Annotated in this window: 15 protein-coding genes; 11 read left to right on the top strand and 4 right to left on the bottom strand. The window is 54.2% G+C overall.

All coding sequences use genetic code 11. The annotated features are described in order from the left end of the window. Positions 1-393: 393 nt before the first annotated feature. Complete coding sequence (locus VXK30_RS14040) at positions 394-1,623, top strand: hypothetical protein (protein ID WP_275717974.1); 1,230 nt, start codon at positions 394-396, stop codon at positions 1,621-1,623. A 237-nt stretch (positions 1,624-1,860) separates the two neighbouring features. Here VXK30_RS14040 and VXK30_RS14035 read toward each other — a convergent pair whose 3' ends face one another. The 3 genes from VXK30_RS14035 to VXK30_RS14025 are packed head-to-tail and all read right to left on the bottom strand — an operon-like array spanning position 1,861 to position 6,033. Continuing rightward, positions 1,861-3,807, bottom strand: coding sequence for an ABC transporter ATP-binding protein (locus VXK30_RS14035; RefSeq protein WP_275717975.1), 1,947 nt, complete (start codon positions 3,805-3,807; stop codon positions 1,861-1,863). Next, positions 3,800-5,551, bottom strand: coding sequence for an ABC transporter ATP-binding protein (locus tag VXK30_RS14030; protein ID WP_275717976.1), 1,752 nt, complete (start codon positions 5,549-5,551; stop codon positions 3,800-3,802). The genes VXK30_RS14035 and VXK30_RS14030 overlap by 8 nt, the downstream gene beginning before the upstream one ends. A 29-nt stretch (positions 5,552-5,580) precedes the next feature. Then, complete coding sequence (locus VXK30_RS14025) at positions 5,581-6,033, bottom strand: MarR family winged helix-turn-helix transcriptional regulator (RefSeq protein ID WP_275717977.1); 453 nt, start codon at positions 6,031-6,033, stop codon at positions 5,581-5,583. 336 nt (positions 6,034-6,369) lie between these two features. Between VXK30_RS14025 and VXK30_RS14020 the strand changes: the two genes are divergently transcribed. Together VXK30_RS14020 and VXK30_RS14015 are read left to right on the top strand one after the other, a co-directional pair. Further along, positions 6,370-7,167: a DeoR/GlpR family DNA-binding transcription regulator gene (locus tag VXK30_RS14020; RefSeq protein WP_275717978.1), complete on the top strand. Its 798-nt coding sequence runs from the start codon at positions 6,370-6,372 to the stop codon at positions 7,165-7,167. Between the two features lie 303 nt (positions 7,168-7,470). Continuing rightward, positions 7,471-8,466 carry a reverse transcriptase family protein gene (locus VXK30_RS14015; protein WP_275717979.1) on the top strand — a complete coding sequence of 332 codons (996 nt, stop codon included), beginning with the start codon at positions 7,471-7,473 and terminating at the stop codon, positions 8,464-8,466. 73 nt (positions 8,467-8,539) lie between these two features. On the opposite strand, the gene VXK30_RS14010 is transcribed toward VXK30_RS14015, so the two are convergent. Continuing rightward, positions 8,540-8,797 carry an HPr family phosphocarrier protein gene (locus VXK30_RS14010; RefSeq protein ID WP_275717980.1) on the bottom strand — a complete coding sequence of 86 codons (258 nt, stop codon included), beginning with the start codon at positions 8,795-8,797 and terminating at the stop codon, positions 8,540-8,542. 387 nt (positions 8,798-9,184) lie between these two features. On the opposite strand from VXK30_RS14010, the gene VXK30_RS14005 reads away from it, so the two are divergent. The 8 genes from VXK30_RS14005 (at position 9,185) to VXK30_RS13970 (ending at position 17,525) form a co-directional block, all read left to right on the top strand. After that, positions 9,185-11,041, top strand: coding sequence for a BglG family transcription antiterminator (locus VXK30_RS14005; RefSeq protein WP_275717981.1), 1,857 nt, complete (start codon positions 9,185-9,187; stop codon positions 11,039-11,041). A gap of 12 nt (positions 11,042-11,053) precedes the next feature. Further along, complete coding sequence (locus VXK30_RS14000) at positions 11,054-11,515, top strand: PTS sugar transporter subunit IIA (protein ID WP_275717982.1); 462 nt, start codon at positions 11,054-11,056, stop codon at positions 11,513-11,515. 16 nt (positions 11,516-11,531) lie between these two features. Then, positions 11,532-11,858: a PTS fructose transporter subunit IIB gene (locus VXK30_RS13995; RefSeq protein WP_275717983.1), complete on the top strand. Its 327-nt coding sequence runs from the start codon at positions 11,532-11,534 to the stop codon at positions 11,856-11,858. Positions 11,859-11,888: 30 nt separating this feature from the next. Further along, positions 11,889-13,136 (top strand): PTS fructose transporter subunit IIC, encoded by a 1,248-nt coding sequence (locus tag VXK30_RS13990; RefSeq protein ID WP_275717984.1) that lies wholly within the window; start codon positions 11,889-11,891, stop codon positions 13,134-13,136. Between the two features lie 65 nt (positions 13,137-13,201). Then, the gene (locus VXK30_RS13985; protein ID WP_275717985.1) at positions 13,202-14,275 is read left to right on the top strand and encodes a M24 family metallopeptidase; all 1,074 of its coding nucleotides are present in this window, start codon (positions 13,202-13,204) and stop codon (positions 14,273-14,275) included. A gap of 3 nt (positions 14,276-14,278) precedes the next feature. Next, complete coding sequence (gene ypdE, locus VXK30_RS13980) at positions 14,279-15,337, top strand: aminopeptidase (RefSeq protein WP_275717986.1); 1,059 nt, start codon at positions 14,279-14,281, stop codon at positions 15,335-15,337. Next, positions 15,334-16,518, top strand: coding sequence for a MalY/PatB family protein (locus tag VXK30_RS13975; RefSeq protein WP_275717987.1), 1,185 nt, complete (start codon positions 15,334-15,336; stop codon positions 16,516-16,518). The genes ypdE and VXK30_RS13975 overlap by 4 nt, the downstream gene beginning before the upstream one ends. A gap of 41 nt (positions 16,519-16,559) precedes the next feature. Next, entirely contained in the window at positions 16,560-17,525 is a 966-nt protein-coding gene (locus VXK30_RS13970) for a type I phosphomannose isomerase catalytic subunit (RefSeq protein WP_275717988.1), read from the top strand. Positions 17,526-17,586: the final 61 nt, after the last annotated feature.

Genomic DNA, 17,586 nt, shown 5'->3' with positions numbered 1-17,586 from the left:
CCGAGAATACGAAATAGATTTCTTCATCGTCCCAACCGTCGCCATAAGACTCTTTGCACAAAAGCAGGTCGTTTCTTGTGTAAAAGCAAACGTCCCCAATGAGAATGGAGCCCTGCGCTTCCAGTAAATCAAGGAGTTCGGCAATGAAACTGACCTTGGCGTCATCCGTAAGGTGATGCGGGGCATATGTCCTTTCAATCGCATGTGACGGAATTGCTGAATTTATATTCCATTTCTTTCCTTTCTCCTGCCTGAGGTTCATATATGGTTGAAAAAATGTTAAATTAATACGGAGTTTTTCTTTGAAAGAAGGACTCTATGCGGAAAGGCATGCGGAGGAACGGTGGGACGGATTACTCTAAAGTTAGGAAAGGCAGTTGGAAAAAAGAAATAATGGAAAATAGAAAGCAATTGAAATGGGGCGGGTGGAGCGGAACGCTCGCCTTTGACCGGAGCCTGTCCGGTTTTGTTCGAGAACACATCTTCGGGATCGCATGGATCGCCCTGACGCTTTTATCCCTTGCCGTGCGCTGGCGGGGGTTCCCGACGGAAAGCAGCGACTATCAGCATTTTCTGCTCCCGTGGTTCCAGGAGCTGAAGAAGAGCGGAGGATTCGCGGCGCTGGGCAGGCCGGTCGGAAATTACAATTTTCCCTATCTGACGATTCTCGCCGCCTTAACGTACCTGCCGGTTCCGCCGCTGTTCTCTATCAAAGCGGTCTCTATTCTGTTCGATTACGTCGGCGCCGCTGCGGGGGCGCGGATCGTATACAGCCTTGCCTCAAATAAGAAAAAAGGGGAACTTCTGGCGGCCGCCGCATGGCTGTGCATCTTGTTCCACCCGGTCGTTTTCATTAATTCGGCCTTTTGGGGGCAGTGCGATTTCATTTATGTGTCCTTTTTATTGCTGTGCATAAAAGAACTGATCCGGGAATCCTATGTGCCGGCTTTTGTGTGGTTTTCTTTTGCCCTTGCGTTTAAGCTTCAGGCCGTATTTTTTTTGCCGGTGCTTTTGATTCTATATTTCACAAATCGGTCCCATTCTGTCGTGCACTACTTGATCATCCCGCTGGGGGTGTCCGTTTTGTCGATTCCGGCTCTGGTCGCAGGAAGACCTGTCACAGATATTTTTAAGATTTATTTGGAGCAGACCCAGTTTAAACAACTGGTGTCCCACTTTCCCGGACTGTATTATCTGTTGATGGGAACCTACTCCCAATACGCGGTCGTGGGAATTTGTCTTTGCGTTGTTTTCTTGGGGGCGGGCGCCGTCCTTTGGATTTCGTATCAAAAGTCCGTCCGGGAGGAAAATATTTTATTGCTGGGCATGTGGGCTTCTTCCGTCTGCACGTATTTTTTGCCTTCCATGCATGAACGGTATTCATTCCTGACGGTGGTCCTGAGCGTTCTCTATATGCTTTCCGTGCGGAAAGACAGGCTGCCCGCCGTTCTGATCGCCGCCGGCTGGTCGTTCACCACAATGCTGACCTGTGTCAACGCAGTCAATATGGCGAATAAAATTCCGGTGGATTACATCGCTTTGTCAGCGGTGAATCTGGTGCTTGTGGCGGCGGTCACCTGGCTGATGATCCGCAGGGCGACGGAAAATACGTCGTCGGACTGAAACGGATTTTTGTCACGGAGTTCCGGCCGGGACTTTCACCTCCGTCATGAGAATATGCGGCTGATGAAAAAATAAGGGCTTGCCGTCTTCAGTTCACAGACGGCAAGCCCTTTCGGCTGCTTTTTAAGGCGATCCACTTTTTTGGAGAAAAAAACGGTCTTTCGCTCTGCGAACCCGTTTCAGCGCTGTTTTTTGGCTTGACCGATACGCTCTGCAGGTCGGGCGGAACGGCTGGATTTATTCCAGTTCAAACGCGCCGGTGTAGAGCTGATAATATTTCCCCTTTTCGCTGATCAGCTGCTCGTGGCTGCCGCGCTCGATGATGCGGCCGTGTTCCAGAACCATAATGACGTCGGAATTCTGCACGGTGGAAAGGCGGTGTGCGATGACAAATACCGTTCTGCCCTTCATCAGCGCATCCATACCCTTCTGAACAATGGCCTCGGTTCTGGTGTCGATGGAGGAGGTGGCCTCGTCAAGGATCATGACGGGCGGGTCGGCCACCGCCGCGCGGGCAATGGAAATCAGCTGCCGCTGCCCCTGCGAAAGGCCGCTGCCGTCGCCCTCCAGCACGGTATGATACCCCTGCGGAAGCATGCGGATAAATCCGTCGGCGTTCGAGAGCTTTGCGGCCGCAATACATTCCTCGTCCGTCGCGTCCAGCTTGCCGTAGCGGATGTTGTCCATCACCGTTCCCGTAAAGAGGTTCACGTCCTGCAAAACGATGCCGAGCGACCGTCGGAGATCGGCTTTCCTTATTTTGTTGATATTGATTCCGTCATACCGGATCTTCCCGTCGGCAATGTCATAGAACCGGTTGATCAGGTTGGTGATCGTCGTTTTTCCGGCGCCGGTCGCTCCTACAAAGGCGACCTTTTGGCCCGGCTCTGCGTAAAGCGTGATGTTGTGCAGGACGACGTTGTTTTCTTCGTAGCCGAAGTCCACGTCGTAAAAGCGGATGTCTCCCTGCAGCGGCGTATAGGTCACCGCTCCGTCGCTGTGCGGATATTTCCACGCCCATGTGTCCGTCCGTTCCCTGCATTCTTTTATTTCGCCGTTTTCTATTTTTGCATTGACCAAGGTGACGTATCCGTCGTCCTGCTCGCTTTCCTCATCCATCAGGTCAAAGATTCTTGACGCGCCGGCGAGCGCCATGATTACCATGTTGAACTGCATGGAAATCTGGCCGATCGGGTTGATGAAGCTGCGGGAAAGGGTAAGGAAGGATACGATCGTACCGATCGTCAGGGTCTGGACCCCGGCGAGGCTCAGGTTGGGAATTCCCGCGATGCCCGCCGCGCCGCCGATGATGGCAAGGAGCACATAGAGCATATAGCCCAGATTGCCGACCACCGGCATGGTGATATTTCCGTATTTGTTCGCCTCGGTCGCGCAGTAGCAGAGGTCTTCATTCTTTTTATCGAAGCCCTCCTCGGTTTTTTCTTCGTGACAGAAAACCTTTACGACTTTCTGACCGTTGATCATTTCTTCAATATAGCCGTTGACGTCTCCCAAAGACTGCTGCTGCTTCATAAAGAAGGCTCCGCTTCTTCCCACCAAGGCTTTGATTACCTTCAGCAAAATCACGGCGAACACGGCGACGAAAGCGGTAAGGCCGACGCTGAGATAAAGCATGGAGAAAAACGCAGCCGCCACGGAAACAAGGGACGCAAACATCTGCGGCAAGCTCTGGGAGATCGCCTGACGCAGCGTGTCGGTATCGTTGGTATAGCGGCTCATGATATCGCCGTGCGTATGCGTGTCAAAATATCGGATCGGCAGGCTCTGCATATGCGTGAACATTTCATCGCGGATTCTTTTCAGCGTGCCCTGCTCAATGATGACCATCATCCGGTTGTAGAACAAGGTGGACAGCACGCCGATGATGTAGATCGACCCCATGAAGAGAATCGCTTTGAAAAGGCCCGTGAAGGAAGGGGAGGCCTGGCCCAGCAGAGGGATAATGTACTTGTCGATCAGCGTCTGAAGGAACAAAGAGGACGCCGCGCCCGCGGCCGCGCTGATCAGGATACAGATAAAAACGAGGATCAGCTGAATCCGGTAGCCGGCCATATAGGCAAGCAGCCTTTTGATCGTACCCGGCTTAAAACGCTGCATCGGGGGCCTGCCGCCCGCCGCCGTTTTGCCGTGTGTCTGCGGATTGTCTTTCGGCATTTTACTCATGGAGAGCGCCTCCTCTGTTCTGAGACTCGTAGACTTCCCTGTAAATGGCACAGGTCCCGAGCAGTTCCTCGTGCGTCCCGACCGCGTTGATTTTGCCGTCGTCGAGCACAATGATTTTGTCGGCGTCCTGAACGGAGGAAACACGCTGCGCGATGATAATTTTCGTCGTGTTCGGGATGTCCTTCCGAAACGCCTGGCGGATCAATTCGTCGGTTTTGGTGTCGACCGCGCTGGTGGAATCGTCCAGAATCAGAATTTTGGGCTTTTTCAGCAATGCCCGCGCGATGCACAGCCGCTGTTTCTGTCCGCCGGACACATTGGTGCCGCCCTGCTCGATATAGGTATCGTACTGATCCGGGAATTCCCGGATGAAGCCGTCGGCCTGGGCAAGCCTGCAGGCATGGATCATTTCTTCCTCCGTGGCGTCCGCACTGCCCCAGCGGAGGTTCTCTTTGACCGTGCCGGAAAAAAGCACATTTTTCTGCAGCACCATCGCCACCTGATTGCGGAGCGATTCAAGATCGTAATCCCGCACGTCGACGCCGCCGACGGTTACCTTTCCTGCGGTGACATCATAAAGGCGCGGAATCAGCTGAACAAGGCTCGATTTCGAGGAGCCGGTTCCGCCGAGGATACCGACCGTCTCCCCTGACGCGATGGACAGGTTGATCCCGTCAAGGACCGGCTTGTCGGCCTTTCTGGAATAAGTAAAAGTGACGTTTTCAAAGGTGATGGAACCGTCTTCTACTGTGCAGACAGGGTTTTCCCCGTTTTTGAGATCGCTTTCCTCATTCAGGATTTCCACAATACGCTCCGCCGACGCGCGTGCGATAATGATCATGACAAACACCATGGAAAGCATCATCAGGCTCATCAGGATCTGCAGGGCGTAGGTGATCAGGCTGGCCAGCTCTCCTGTCGAAAGCCCGATTACGGGATTGTTGTTGCTGGCGATGATTTCTTTGGCGCCAAACCAGGAAAGCAAGAGCATGCTGGCATAGAGGCAAAGCTGCATCAGCGGCATATTGAACGCGATTCTCTTTTCCGCTTTCGTAAAATCCTGAAAAATCGACTGGGAAATGCCCGCGAACTTCTCTTCCTCATGATCCTCGCGGATATAGGATTTGACGACCCGGATGCCGAGCAGGTTTTCCTGAACAATGCGGTTCAGCTTGTCGTAGGTATTGAATACCCGCACGAAAATCGGGTGGACATGCGAGATGATCATAAAAAGGCCGACGCCGAGCACGGGGATCGTCGCAAGAAAGATCAGCGAAAGACGGGCGTCGATCCGGAAAGAAAAAATCAGCGCGAATACGATCATCACGGGCGCCCGCACCCCGAGGCGCACCAGCATCTGATAAGCGTTCTGTACATTGGTGACGTCGGTGGTCAGCCGTGTGATGATACTGGCGGTTGAAAATTTATCAATATTGGAAAAAGAAAATTTCTGCACGTTATAGAACATATCGCGGCGTAAATTTTTTGCAAAGCCCGAAGAGGCGATCGCCGCGCTGCGGCCCGCGAGAATGCCGGTCAGTAGCGAGATCATCGCGCAGACGACCAGCGCAAGCCCGATCCACAGAACATTGGGCATGCTTTTCCGATTGATTCCGTAGTCGATCAGATACGCCATCAGCGTGGGAATGACGATTTCAAGAATCGACTCGAAGGTCACATATGCCGGGGCAAGCAGGGAATTCTTTTTATATTCTCTCACGCTGGAGAGAAGCGTTTTTATCATAAAAAATCTCCTTACGTTTTACTGAAATATCAGGAAAGAGCAGGGTTCATATTGGATATATTTGTCCTCATCCTTTGCAGGTAAGAGTACAGCGTTTCCACTTCTTCCTCCGTAAATCCGCTTGTCAGGGTCCGTTCCATCCTCTCGGCGTCCTCCCGCATGAGCCCTTTGATTTTCCATGCTTTTTCTGTGAGGACAATCTTTTTCAGGCGCGCGTCCTGCGCGACCGCCTGCCTTTGAACCAGCCCCTTTTGTTCCATCAGGCTGAGTACTTTCGACGCTGTGGAACGGGTGATGGTAAAGTGATCCTCCAAATCCTTCTGATAGATATCTTTATCCGCATTATCGGCAAGATAGCCGATAATCCACCCGTTATTTCCGGTGATGGTTTCGATTTCATTTTTATGGGAAGAAAATTCAAAATAGCGCCGGATCATGTTGTTCAGCGAGCGAAGCTCCAGCCCAATCCTCATCTTTTCCATACAGCACTTCCTTTCTATGCTCAATATGATTTGAATCATATGTTTTATATCATACAGTTCTATGTACAACAGTATAGCGACCGCCCGGCGATCCGTCAATATTAGCTTTGGTTAATTTCAGCAAAAAAATGGAAGCTGAAACTGGTAAAATCGCTGATCTTACAGGAAAGTACGATCCGGCCCCAGGGATTGCCGCCGCTTTTTGCAGCCTGGATTGACGGCTTTTTCCAATGGTGGTAAAATGATACCAATCAAACAAAACAGAACAGATTGTTCTGTTTGATAATGAATTATCCGGATGCCAAAACGGCTTTCAGGAAAAGGGAGGTTCGGGCAATGGAAATGAGTGCCGCGCGACGCAGGATGGAAATCTATCAGCTTCTGCAAAAGGAGAGCTCCGTGGCGGTCAATGATCTGGCGGAGCGGTTCCATGTTTCCGCCATGACGATCCGCAGGGACCTTCTTTTCTTTGAAAAGCAAGGCTTTGTGACCACCGGCTACGGGGGAGCGTATTTAAATACCCGCACGGCGGTCGAGCCGAGCTTTTCCGTGAAATCCGGCCAGCTGACCGACCGGAAGCGGGCCATCGGGTACGAAGCGTCCCGGCTGATCGAGGACGGGGATACCGTCATCATCGACTGCGGGACCACCACGCTGCAGGTTGCCAGATGCATCCAGGAGAAAAAGCTGACCGTTATTACCAACTCGTGGCCGGTGATCCAGTATTTGGGAAGCCGTCCGAAAATCCGGCTGATTCTTGCCCCGGGGGAATACAACGAGGTTTCCGCGGGGGCCGTCAGCGGAATCACCGCAGAGTTTTTTCAGAATTTCCGGGCGGACAAGGTGTTTGCCGGTACGCACGGGTGCAGTCTGGAGTACGGCGCAACGGTGCCGGGACCGGAGGATGCTCTGGTAAAGAAGGCATTGCTCCGCGCGGGCAACCGGAAATACCTTCTGGCGGACCATACCAAATTCGGACAGACGTATCTGACCCGGTACGCCGATCTTTCCGAATTTGACTGCGTCATCACCGACGGCGGCATTCCGCAGGCGTATTACTCCAAATTGGAGAAGGTGTGTAAAAAAATCGTCACCGCCGGACCGGACGCGGAAAAACGGGAGCAAAAGGATTAAGAGCCGCGGCGGCGGGGGACAAAAAATCGGGGGTGGGCTGGATTATTTCGGCCCGATGTGGTAAAGTACAGGATAAGCGGAAACGGCAGCAGATTCTGCGGACTTTTTTCGCAGGAGGACGGCGAGTCGCCGCCCCCGAAAGGGCAAACGGACCGGCGCTGCGCGCGCAGAAAGCAATCCTCACCGTGTAACCATACACTTCGTGTATTTCAAAACACGGCTGCGGTTGCATTCCGAAGGAGAATTTTGTGCCTTTTCCGCTTATTAAAAAATCAGCCGGGTCTGCGGCAGGAGGCAGCGACCATGCTTCATACGCTTGAAGACTTTTGCAGATATCTTTACCATAACCGGGACGGGCGGAAGTTTTACCGGTGCTATTACCAGCTTCTGCGCCTTTCCCGTGAAAAATACCGGTGCGGCTGCTACACCCTTCGCGAGCTGCCGAAGGGAGAAAGCGGCACGCGGCTGCTCTGTGTTCCGAACCGCGCGCTCAGAAGGGTGCAGAAAGGCATTTTAGGGCTGCTGCCCGCCGCCGGGCCGCGCTGCGCGACCGCTTATTTGCCGGGAAAATCCGTACTGGACAACGCGTGGCCTCATCTGGGACAGCCTCTGGTGGTCAAGCTGGACATCCGTGCCTTTTTCGACAGCATTTCTTTCGCGCAGGTATTCCGCGCCGTCGACCGGGCGCTGGAAGCTTCTCCTTACGTGGGGTGCCATTATCTGAATGCGGATGACCGTTCTTTTTTGGAAAACCGGAATTACAACAGTGTTCTCAGCTTCTATTTTGCGCGTTTTTGTACCCGGGGCGGCTCGCTTCCCCAGGGAGCGCCGACCAGTCCCCTTCTTTCCAATCTGGTTTTCGGGCCGATCGACGGGCAGATCAGCGCGTATTGCGGCAGGCGCGGGATCGCCTATACCCGTTACAGCGACGATATGACTTTTTCCGGTGCCTTCAATCCGCTGGCGCTCATCGATTTTGTGCGGCGCGTTCTGGCGGAAAACGGATTCACCCTAAACGACCGGAAGACGCGGATTTTAAATCGCGGACAGCGGAGAAAGATCACCGGGGTAGTGGCAAACCAAAAGCTTCAGGCCCCCAGGGAATACCGCCGCGAAATCCGCCGGGAGCTGTACTATATTCGGAAGTACGGATGGGAATCCCATCTTGCCCATGAAAACATAGCGCAGGGGGCCGAGCAGTACCGGCGCAGCCTGCTCGGGCGCGTCGGCTTTGTGCTGCAGCTTTGTCCGGCGGACGGCGAATTTCTGCGGTACAGACAGTGGCTTTTGGAAAATTGAAAAACAATAAAACAGCACCCCGATCGTTAGACAGAGATACTGAATAACGATTGGGGTGCTGTTTGTTTCCGGCTTATAAATTGGCCTTGAAAAAAGCCTGCAGCGTTTCAAAAGCTTTTGCCTCGTCGCCGCCTTCCGCAGTAACGGTTACCGTCTCACCCTTTTTGGCGGCCAGCCCCATGACCGCGAAAATCTTTTTGGCGTTTGCCGCGTTTCCGTCCTTGACTACCTGAATGTCCGAAGCAAACGCCGCCGCTGTTTTTACAAGCAGCCCGGCCGGACGGGCGTGGATTCCTTCGGCATCCGTAATGGTATAAGTAAACTGCTTCATAGAAATACTCCCTTTGATGATTTGCGCCGCGGCGCTGATTTTTTACTGATTACTATGATATCATACCCGTCATAAAATGCAACCTCCGCTGTTTTCGGAAAAGCCGCGTTCCGTGCGCGGACAACCTTGGAATATTATTTTATGGAATGATATCCTCCGTATTCCTGCTTGTACGGTTCCGCTTTTTTCGTACTTCTGCCGGATGGCACACAGGCGAAAAGCCTTGAAACCGCCGGAAATTCAAGAATCGTACACATAAATTATACAAGATAGACAGTAATTTGTTTCCAGTGGCACCATCCCATGTCAAAGATTATAAGGAAATTCCCGAATAAAAAGTTATAATAGAATTGACCGGCGAGATCAAAATAAAAGCGAGGTGATTGGATGCTGACGAAAATTCAAATCAAACTGATACAACATCTCAGCGAGACGCAGACTCCCCTGACGGCGGAGGACATTGCCAAGCTGATCGATATTTCCTCCCGTACCGCCAAACGGTATGTTGAAATCATCAATGATGAAATCAAGGAAGACGGGCTGGAAATCGTTTCAAAGCGCGGCGTGGGCTATGAGCTGAAAGGCGACCTCAGGGCGGTGAAAAAGCTGCTGAGCGGCGAGTCCTACGAAGACAGCGCCGAACGTGTCAGAAGCATTCTTCTGACGATTATCCAGTCACAGCCCGTCACAATAGAAACGCTTTCCGGCTGCGTGCATTTGAGCCCTTCCACCGTAAACAAGATGATGCCGTCCATCAAGGACTATCTCCACAAATACAGCCTGGAGCTGTCTTCAAAGCCCTATTACGGACTGTTGATAGACGGCGGGGAAATCAACATCCGCGCACTGCTGACGGACATCGGATTCAACAACGGGCAGAGCAGCTTTCAGGTCAATCTGCCGAATCTGAGCGAAGACGAGTATCAGCAGATCGACGGTACCGTGCTGGAGCACTTGAAGAAGATTCACGTCGTCGCCGCGGACAGGGATATTCAGAATCTGTCCATGCGCATCGCCGTTTCCTTTTCCCGCGCAAGGCAGGGCTGCCGTCTGACCGATCTTTCGCTGCCGAAAAACGTGCGCCGGTATCACCTGCAGGTGATCCATCAGATGATGGACCCGCTCGCAAAGTCCTTTGGCATTGCGCTGGACGACGAAGAGGTTCAATATATTGCCGCGCTTTCCGGCCCCGTGATCCAGAGCTTTGAAGCGGATAAGGTAAATGTGGAGGACCATATCCACAACTTTGTAAAGGACCGGATCAGGGAAATTTCCCTGATTTCCGGCTCCGACTATTCCGCCGACGAAAAAGTGACCGAATCCCTGTCCGTACACATCAAAATTCTTCTGGAGCGGATGGAGAGCCAGATTCCGGTGAAAAACCCCCTGCTCAGCCAGATCAAAAAGAAGTATCCGATCGAGATGAACTACGCGATCTTTCTGGCGCAGAAGATTGAAAAGGAGTACGGCGTAACCATAGGCGAAGACGAATTAGGATACCTTGCCATGCATTTCGGCGCGTTCCATGAAAGGATGAACAGCCGGAAAAAGGCAGTCGTTCTGTGCAGCTACGGAATCGGCACAAGCCAGCTGATTACCGAGCGGATCAGCAGGGAAATCCCGGAGCTTGAAATTGCCGGCGTGTACCCGATCCACTATCTGGAAAGCGCGCTCGCACACGATCCCGATATTGTTATTTCCACCGTCGATATCGACGGCTATCACAGCGATATCCCTCTGGTGGTCATCGAGGATTTTCTGGGCAGCGACTGTATTATCCGGATCAGGGACGCCCTTTATCACAGCGGGGAAGAAAAGCCCGGCCTCGCCGCCATGTTCCGTCCGGAAGCATTTTTCCGGCTTCAGGCGCAGACGCGGGAAGAGGCGATTGAAGAGATTGGAAAAAGAATGCTGGCGATGGGCCTCATTCAAAAAAGTACGCTGGATTCCGTTAAGATGAGGGAGAAGAAATCCTCCACGGACATCGGCAATCTGGTGGCCGTTCCGCACACCATCTTTCAGGGGGAGCTGCCTTCCGTGGTGGGGATCGGCATTTTACAGCAGCCGATTAAATGGGGGGAGGAGAACGTTCAGCTGCTGTTCTTTATCAGCTTCAACAGTGCCGACAGCGTCAACGCATCCATGTTCCGGCAGCTGTACGGATGCGTAAAGGATATCAGACGGGTAAACCAGCTGATTGCTTCCTCTTCTTACGATGAATTTATGAATCATTTTTCTTTTTGAAGGAGAACACATATGCAGGAAGATAGCGTTTTTAAGAGGGAGTACGTCCTGCTGGATGCGGACGTTTCCACGAAAGAGGAATGCCTGGCCTTCATCGCCGAAAAGGCGGTGGAGTTCGGTATCAGTTCCGGCGTACAGGCGACCGTCGACGGCTTTATGGAGCGTGAAAACGTGGACAGCACCGGCTTCAGCGACGGGTTTGCCATTCCGCACACGCGCTGCGACGCGGTCCTGAAACCCTCGGTGCTTGTGGTCAAGACAAAGCACGGCATCGACTGGCCGTCCATGGACGGCGAACCGACCGTGGCGGTTCTCGCGCTGCTGGTTCCAAAGGAAGTGGGGGGCACGGTGCACCTGAAGCTCCTTTCCGCGCTTTCGCGCAAGCTGGTCAACGCGGAGTTTCAGAAATCACTGCTCCATTCATGTGATCCCGATGAAATATTCGGTATTATAAATCAAGCGATTCAAAGTTAAGAAGGAGGAACAGAATATGGCAAAGAAACTGGTGGCTCTGTGCGCCTGCACAATGGGTCTGGCCCATACCTTCATGGCCGCGCAGTCCCTGGAGGAAGCGGCGAAGGAGCTGGGGTATGAGGTGAAGATCGAAACGCAGGGCGCGGACGGGATCCAGAACGCGCTTACCCCGAAGGATCTTGCAGAAGCCGACATTATTATTCAGGCCGTGGCGATCACGCCGGAAAACAACGACCGTTTCGACAACTACGACGTGTATGAAATCAGCCTGCAGGACGCCATCAAAAACGCCAAAGGCACCATTCGGGAAATCGAGGAAATGATTTCCGCAGAAGCACAATAATTACATAATTTATTTTGAGGAGGAGTTAAAATGGCAATTACCAAAAAGAGCGCAGTCAACGGCGGAGCCGACCGCCCGAAATTGAACATCGGTTCCACTGCCCCCGCACCGGAAAAAAAGAGTGTCTGGGCAGAGCTTTCCAAACATGTTATGACCGGTATCTCCAATATGATTCCGTTCCTGATCATGGGCGGACTGATCCTGGCACTTTCCCAGCTGATTCCTTACGTCATCCTCGGTGTCGATCCCTCCATGGGCATTGTTGACGCGATGAACTCCGGAAAATACACGGGGTCGTCCATCGGTCTGCTGAAATTTGCCAATCTGACCGCGGAATTCGGCGGAACCCTGTTCGGCTTTGCCATTCCGATGTTCGCGGCCTTCATGGCGAACTCCATCGGCGGAAAGCTCGCTTTCCCGGCCGGTTTTATCGGCGGCCTGATGGCTACCAAGCCGACTTCCATCCTGAGCCTTGTGGACGGCAAGTGGGAAGCCAATTCCCCGGTTGCTTCCACCTTCCTGGGCGCGATCCTGATTGCGATCGCAGCCGGTTATTTTGTAAAATGGCTGAATAAGTCCATTAAAGTAAGCCACAACATGCTTGCTTTCAAGAGCACCTTCCTGATTCCGATTATCGCGGCCGCCGGCGTGATGCTCGGCATGCACTATGTCGTTACCCCGCTCGGCGGACTGATCAACTCCTGGATCAAAGCGGCTCTGGGCGCGGCAGGCGCGGCAGGCAGCTACGGATACGCCATCGCGCTTTCCGCGGCGACCGCCATTGACCTTGGCGGCCCGATCAACAAGGCCGCGGGATTTGTGGCGCTGAGCTTTACGACCGACAAGCTGCTGCCGATTACGGCCCGCTGCATCGCCATTGTCGTTCCGTCGATCGGCCTCGGCCTTGCGACGATCATCGACAAACTGGTTGTCGGCAGACATGTCTTTGACAAGCAGTTCTATCCCCAGGGAAAAACCGCCATGTTCCTTGCCTTCATGGGCATCAGCGAAGGCTCCATCCCGTTCGCCCTTGAGAAACCCTCCGTCACGATTCCTGCCTATATGATCGGCGCGATCGTCGGCGGTACCTCCGCCGTCGCCATGGGCGCCGTCCAGTGGTTCCCGGAATCCGCTGTCTGGGCATGGCCGCTGATCTCCAATATCGCCGCCTATATTGCGGGAATCGCCATCGGAGCGGTCATCACCGCGCTGATCGTTATTTTCGCCCGGAACAACCTGATCAAGCAGGGCAAGCTGGAAGTAGACTCCAACGACTGATTACATAGGAGCTGAGAGAAAGGGGTACGTTTCGTACTCCTTTCTTAAATAATACAGGAGAAAACATGAACAGACTTGAAAAATGCCGCGTGCTTCTGGCGGGCTGCAACGCACAGGCAATGCTGTGCACCTCTTACCACAACAAATTTTATCTTTCCGGGCTGTACAGCTCCTCGGGCTATGTGCTGATTACGCAGAAGCAGAAATATGTGATTGTGGATTCGCGCTATTACGAGGAAGTACGGCAGAACAACCGGGACGCACAGGTCCTTCTGATGACCGGGGAAAAGACCTGCGATCTGCTCATCAACAGGATTCTTGAAGAAGAAAATATCCGTACCGTCGGTTTTGAAGGCGACGATCTGTCCTACGACCGGTACCGGTCGCTGGAAAAGAAGCTCCGCGCTTCGCTGGTCCCCGTCAATATCAATCCGATCCGGGCAGTCAAAGACGCTCAGGAAATTGAGACCATACAGAAAGCCTGCGCCATCGCGGATCAGGCTTACGCGCACATTCTCGGCTTTGTCAGGGCCGGTATGCGCGAGGACGAAGTCGCAAACGAACTGGTTTACTTTATGAAGCAAAACGGCGCGATGAAGGAATCCTTCGACACCATTGCCGCCAGCGGCGTAAGGGGTTCCATGCCGCACGCCAAGGCCGGCGCCAGGCGGATTGAAGCCGGCGACCTTGTCACCCTTGACTTTGGGGCAAAGGTCGGCCAGTACTGCTCCGATATCACCCGCACGTTCGCGGTCGGGAAAATGCCGGTACCCGAATTGCGGAAAATCTATGAAACCGTCCGGAAAGCCCAGCAGAAGGGGATAGAGGCCGTCAGCGCCGGCGCCCGCTTCTGCGACGCGGACCGGGCGGCCAGGTCGGTGATTGAAGAAGCCGGGTACGGCGGGTATTTCGGCCACAACCTGGGCCATTCGCTGGGCATCAACGACCACGAGGACCCGCGCCTTTCCCCCACGGAGGAAGCGCGCATGGAGGCCGGGATGGTCGTGACCGTAGAGCCGGGCATCTATGTGCCGGGACTGGGCGGCGTGCGGATTGAAGACGACGTGCTGGTAACGGAAAACGGCTCCCGGGTGCTGACCCGCTCGCCCAGGCAGCTGATTGTTGCAGATAAGGAGTAACCAATGGATATTGAGCTGGTAAAAAAACTGAGCAACGCGGACGCGGTCGCTTCGCACGAGGACGAGGTCAGAAGCATCCTGCTGAAAGAGCTGGAGGGTGTTTCGGACGAAGTCGATTTCGACAGGCTGGGCTCCGCCATCTTCCATAAAAAGGGGGATACGCAGGGCCCGCGCGTCATGGTGTGCGCCCATATGGACGAAGTCGGCTTCCTCGTCAGAAGCGTCAGCAAAATCGGCATGCTCCATGTCATTCCGGTCGGGAGCGTCCGCACCTTCTCCAAGTTCATGCAGGGGGTCCGGGTCACAACGGAATCCGGGCGTAAAATCCCCGGCGTTTTGAATTCCGTGTACGCGGACGGCGACGTGAAGGATCTGGTCGTCGACATCGGCGCCGTTTCCGATGAAGAAGCCCTTTCTCTGGGAATCCGCGCGGGGGATATGGTGACCTTCAGCAGCGAATGTCAGGAATACGGAATCGACGGTACCTTTGCGGGCAAGGCCTTTGACGACCGGCTCGGCTGCTACGTGATGGCGGAAACGCTGAAACGCCTGGCGGGCACCCCGCTTCCGAACCAGCTGTATCTGGCGGCTACGTCCAGCGAAGAGGTGGGGCTGAGGGGCGGAAAGACCTCCGCGTACAGGATTCGGCCCGATATCGTGATCGTGCTGGACGTCGCCTGCTGGGGAAACGAGCTGGTCAGGGACCACACCAACAACCGGCAGATCGGGCACGGCCCCATGCTGCTGCACTACGACAAGACCATGGTGCCTTCCTCCCGCCTTTTGAATCATATTCAGAAGGTCGCGGACCAAAACGGCGTTGCGCTGCAGCAGGATATGTTCAGCAACGGCGGTACGGACGGCGGCCAGGCGCACCTGACCCGGGACGGCGCGGTGTGCGCCGTGCTCGGCATCCCGCTTCGCTACGGCCACAGCCCGTGGTCCATCGGCAGCCGTGCCGATGTGGACAACGCGGTGCTTCTGCTGACGGAGCTGATCAAAAGCCTGGACCGGATCGCTTACCTTTCTACCGTGGATTTTGCGCACAGGAGGCAGCCATGACGGATTTTGACCTTTTCCCCGACCGCTACGCGGAAAAATGCCGCAAATGGGACAGAGCGAAAATTGAAGAGCACTTCGGCCCGGTCGGCGATGATTATATTCCCATGTGGATTGCCGACATGGATTTCCGCGCGCCGGAGCCGCTGCTGAACAGGCTGCGTCAGGCCGTGGATATCGGCGTTTTCGGCTATACCTACGTTTATGAGGAATTCTACGACGCGGTGATCCGTTACTTTGAACGGCATCATCACGCTTCCCCGAAAAAGGAATGGCTGACCCTGTGCTACGGCACGGTTTCCACTCTGCATTATACGGTGCAGGCCTTCTGCCGGAAGGGTGATTCCGTCATGCTCAGCACGCCGGTCTACGACCCCTTTGCGCGGGCGGCGGCCGCGTTTGGTGCGCAGGTGATCGAAAATGAATTGATCGTGGAAAACAACCGTTACCGGATGGATTTTGAGAAAATGGAGGAGCAGCTCAAACAGTACCGCCCGAAGCTGTATCTGCTCTGCAATCCTCACAACCCCTCCGGCAGGATCTGGAGCCGGGAAGAGCTGGTCACGCTGATTTCCCTGTGCCGGAAATACGGGACCGTCGTCGTCGCCGACGAGGTACACAGCGGGCTGATTTTTGACGGGATTTATACCTCCACCGTTGAGACCGGGGAACTTTTTCAAAATGTTATCCTTTTATCTTCACCGAATAAGCAGTATAATTTAGGTGGCCTGAAAACCTCTTACGCCATCATTGAGAATGACGAGCTGCGCAAGATCTTCCGCGACCGCCTGACGAAAAATTCCATCACTTCGCCGACGGTGTTCGGCATCCTCGCGCTCGTTGCCTGTTACAACGAGGGCGAGGAATACACCCGCGCGCTGACGGGCTATCTTGGGGAAAATTATCGTTACGCCCGCGAGTCCATCGGGACCCGGATTCCCCGGCTGTCCTACATGGAGATGGAATCCTCCTATCTGCTGTGGGTGAATATTCGGAAAACGGGGATGGACAGCGACACCTTTACCCGCCGCCTTGCAAAGGAAACGGGCGTGCTGGTGGAAAGCGGGAACAATTTTGTCGGCAACGGCGAAGGGTATATCCGCATCAATCTGGGAACGCAGTTCCGAAACGTAAAGGAAGCGTTTGCGCGGATGGAAAAATTCGTCGGCAGGGTTTCTCTGTAATGCGTAAAAGGCCGGGACAACAACGGAAAGGGGTCATTGACTTGGGACCGCTGAAACTCATTGCTCCCTGCAAGGATTATCTTTGGGGAGGAACAAAGCTCAGGACGGAGTACCGCCAGCAAAGCGCCGCGCAGAAGCTGGCGGAAAGCTGGATGCTCTCCTGCCATCCGGACGGACTGTCCGTGATTTCCGGGGGAATCTTCGACGGAATGACGCTGAAAGACCTGATCGCGCAGGAGGGACGGGGGATTCTGGGAACAAACTGCGGCCGTTTTGAGCAGTTTCCGGTGCTGGTTAAGCTGATCGACGCGCAGGACCGTCTGTCCATACAGGTCCATCCCGACAACGAATACGCTCTGGAGCACGAGGGCGAATACGGCAAGACGGAAATGTGGTATATTCTGGAAAACGAGCCGGGCGCCTATCTTTACTACGGTTTCCGGAAGGAAATCAGCAAAGAGGAATTCGCCGGGCGAATCCGCAATCAGACATTGACGGAAGTGTTAAACAAAGTGGAAGTCCATCCGGGCGACGTGTTCTTTATCGACGCGGGAACGCTTCACGCGATCGGCGCGGGGATCGTCCTTGCCGAAATCCAGCAGAATTCCAACACGACCTACCGCATTTACGATTATGGAAGGGTCGGTGCGGACGGAAAACCGCGCGCGCTGCACGTGGACAAAGCGCTGGATGTCACGCAGCTGAAACGGCCCGTCCGCTCGGCGAAGCCGCAGGGCGAACCGGTGAGGGACGGGGACTGTGTCAGAACGCTGCTGGCGTCCTGCCCGTATTTTACCGTATCCCGGATTGCGCTTTCCGGTGAAACGGCAATGACGGCCGACACCTTTAGCTTTCAGTCGCTGCTGTGTGTTTCCGGCGAAGGAACGCTTTGCCGTGAGGAAGAAACGCCGGTTCCGCTTCAAAAGGGAGACAGCCTCTTTATCCCCGCGGGGATGGGCGGTTATGCGCTGAAGGGCAGTCTGGGATTTTTGCTTACCACGCTCTGAACGATTCCTGAACCGTATAGAAAACCGCCGCCGGGATTTGTGATATGCTACCCCCAGATAG

The organism is Caproiciproducens sp. CPB-2 (assembly GCF_036287215.1).
Classification (GTDB): Bacteria; Bacillota; Clostridia; order Oscillospirales; family Acutalibacteraceae; genus Caproiciproducens.
This window is presented reverse-complemented; position numbering and strand designations above follow the sequence as displayed.

Coding starts and splice junctions, on each gene's coding strand:
- VXK30_RS13990 (WP_275717984.1), top strand. CDS start 11,889: ATGGCAATTACCAAAAAGAGCGCAGTCAACGGCGGAGCCGACCGCCCG.
- VXK30_RS14000 (WP_275717982.1), top strand. CDS start 11,054: ATGCAGGAAGATAGCGTTTTTAAGAGGGAGTACGTCCTGCTGGATGCG.
- VXK30_RS13975 (WP_275717987.1), top strand. CDS start 15,334: ATGACGGATTTTGACCTTTTCCCCGACCGCTACGCGGAAAAATGCCGC.
- VXK30_RS13995 (WP_275717983.1), top strand. CDS start 11,532: ATGGCAAAGAAACTGGTGGCTCTGTGCGCCTGCACAATGGGTCTGGCC.
- VXK30_RS14010 (WP_275717980.1), bottom strand. CDS start 8,797: ATGAAGCAGTTTACTTATACCATTACGGATGCCGAAGGAATCCACGCC.
- VXK30_RS14040 (WP_275717974.1), top strand. CDS start 394: ATGGAAAATAGAAAGCAATTGAAATGGGGCGGGTGGAGCGGAACGCTC.
- ypdE (WP_275717986.1), top strand. CDS start 14,279: ATGGATATTGAGCTGGTAAAAAAACTGAGCAACGCGGACGCGGTCGCT.
- VXK30_RS14030 (WP_275717976.1), bottom strand. CDS start 5,551: ATGATAAAAACGCTTCTCTCCAGCGTGAGAGAATATAAAAAGAATTCC.
- VXK30_RS14035 (WP_275717975.1), bottom strand. CDS start 3,807: ATGAGTAAAATGCCGAAAGACAATCCGCAGACACACGGCAAAACGGCG.
- VXK30_RS14025 (WP_275717977.1), bottom strand. CDS start 6,033: ATGGAAAAGATGAGGATTGGGCTGGAGCTTCGCTCGCTGAACAACATG.
- VXK30_RS14005 (WP_275717981.1), top strand. CDS start 9,185: ATGCTGACGAAAATTCAAATCAAACTGATACAACATCTCAGCGAGACG.
- VXK30_RS13985 (WP_275717985.1), top strand. CDS start 13,202: ATGAACAGACTTGAAAAATGCCGCGTGCTTCTGGCGGGCTGCAACGCA.
- VXK30_RS14015 (WP_275717979.1), top strand. CDS start 7,471: ATGCTTCATACGCTTGAAGACTTTTGCAGATATCTTTACCATAACCGG.
- VXK30_RS14020 (WP_275717978.1), top strand. CDS start 6,370: ATGGAAATGAGTGCCGCGCGACGCAGGATGGAAATCTATCAGCTTCTG.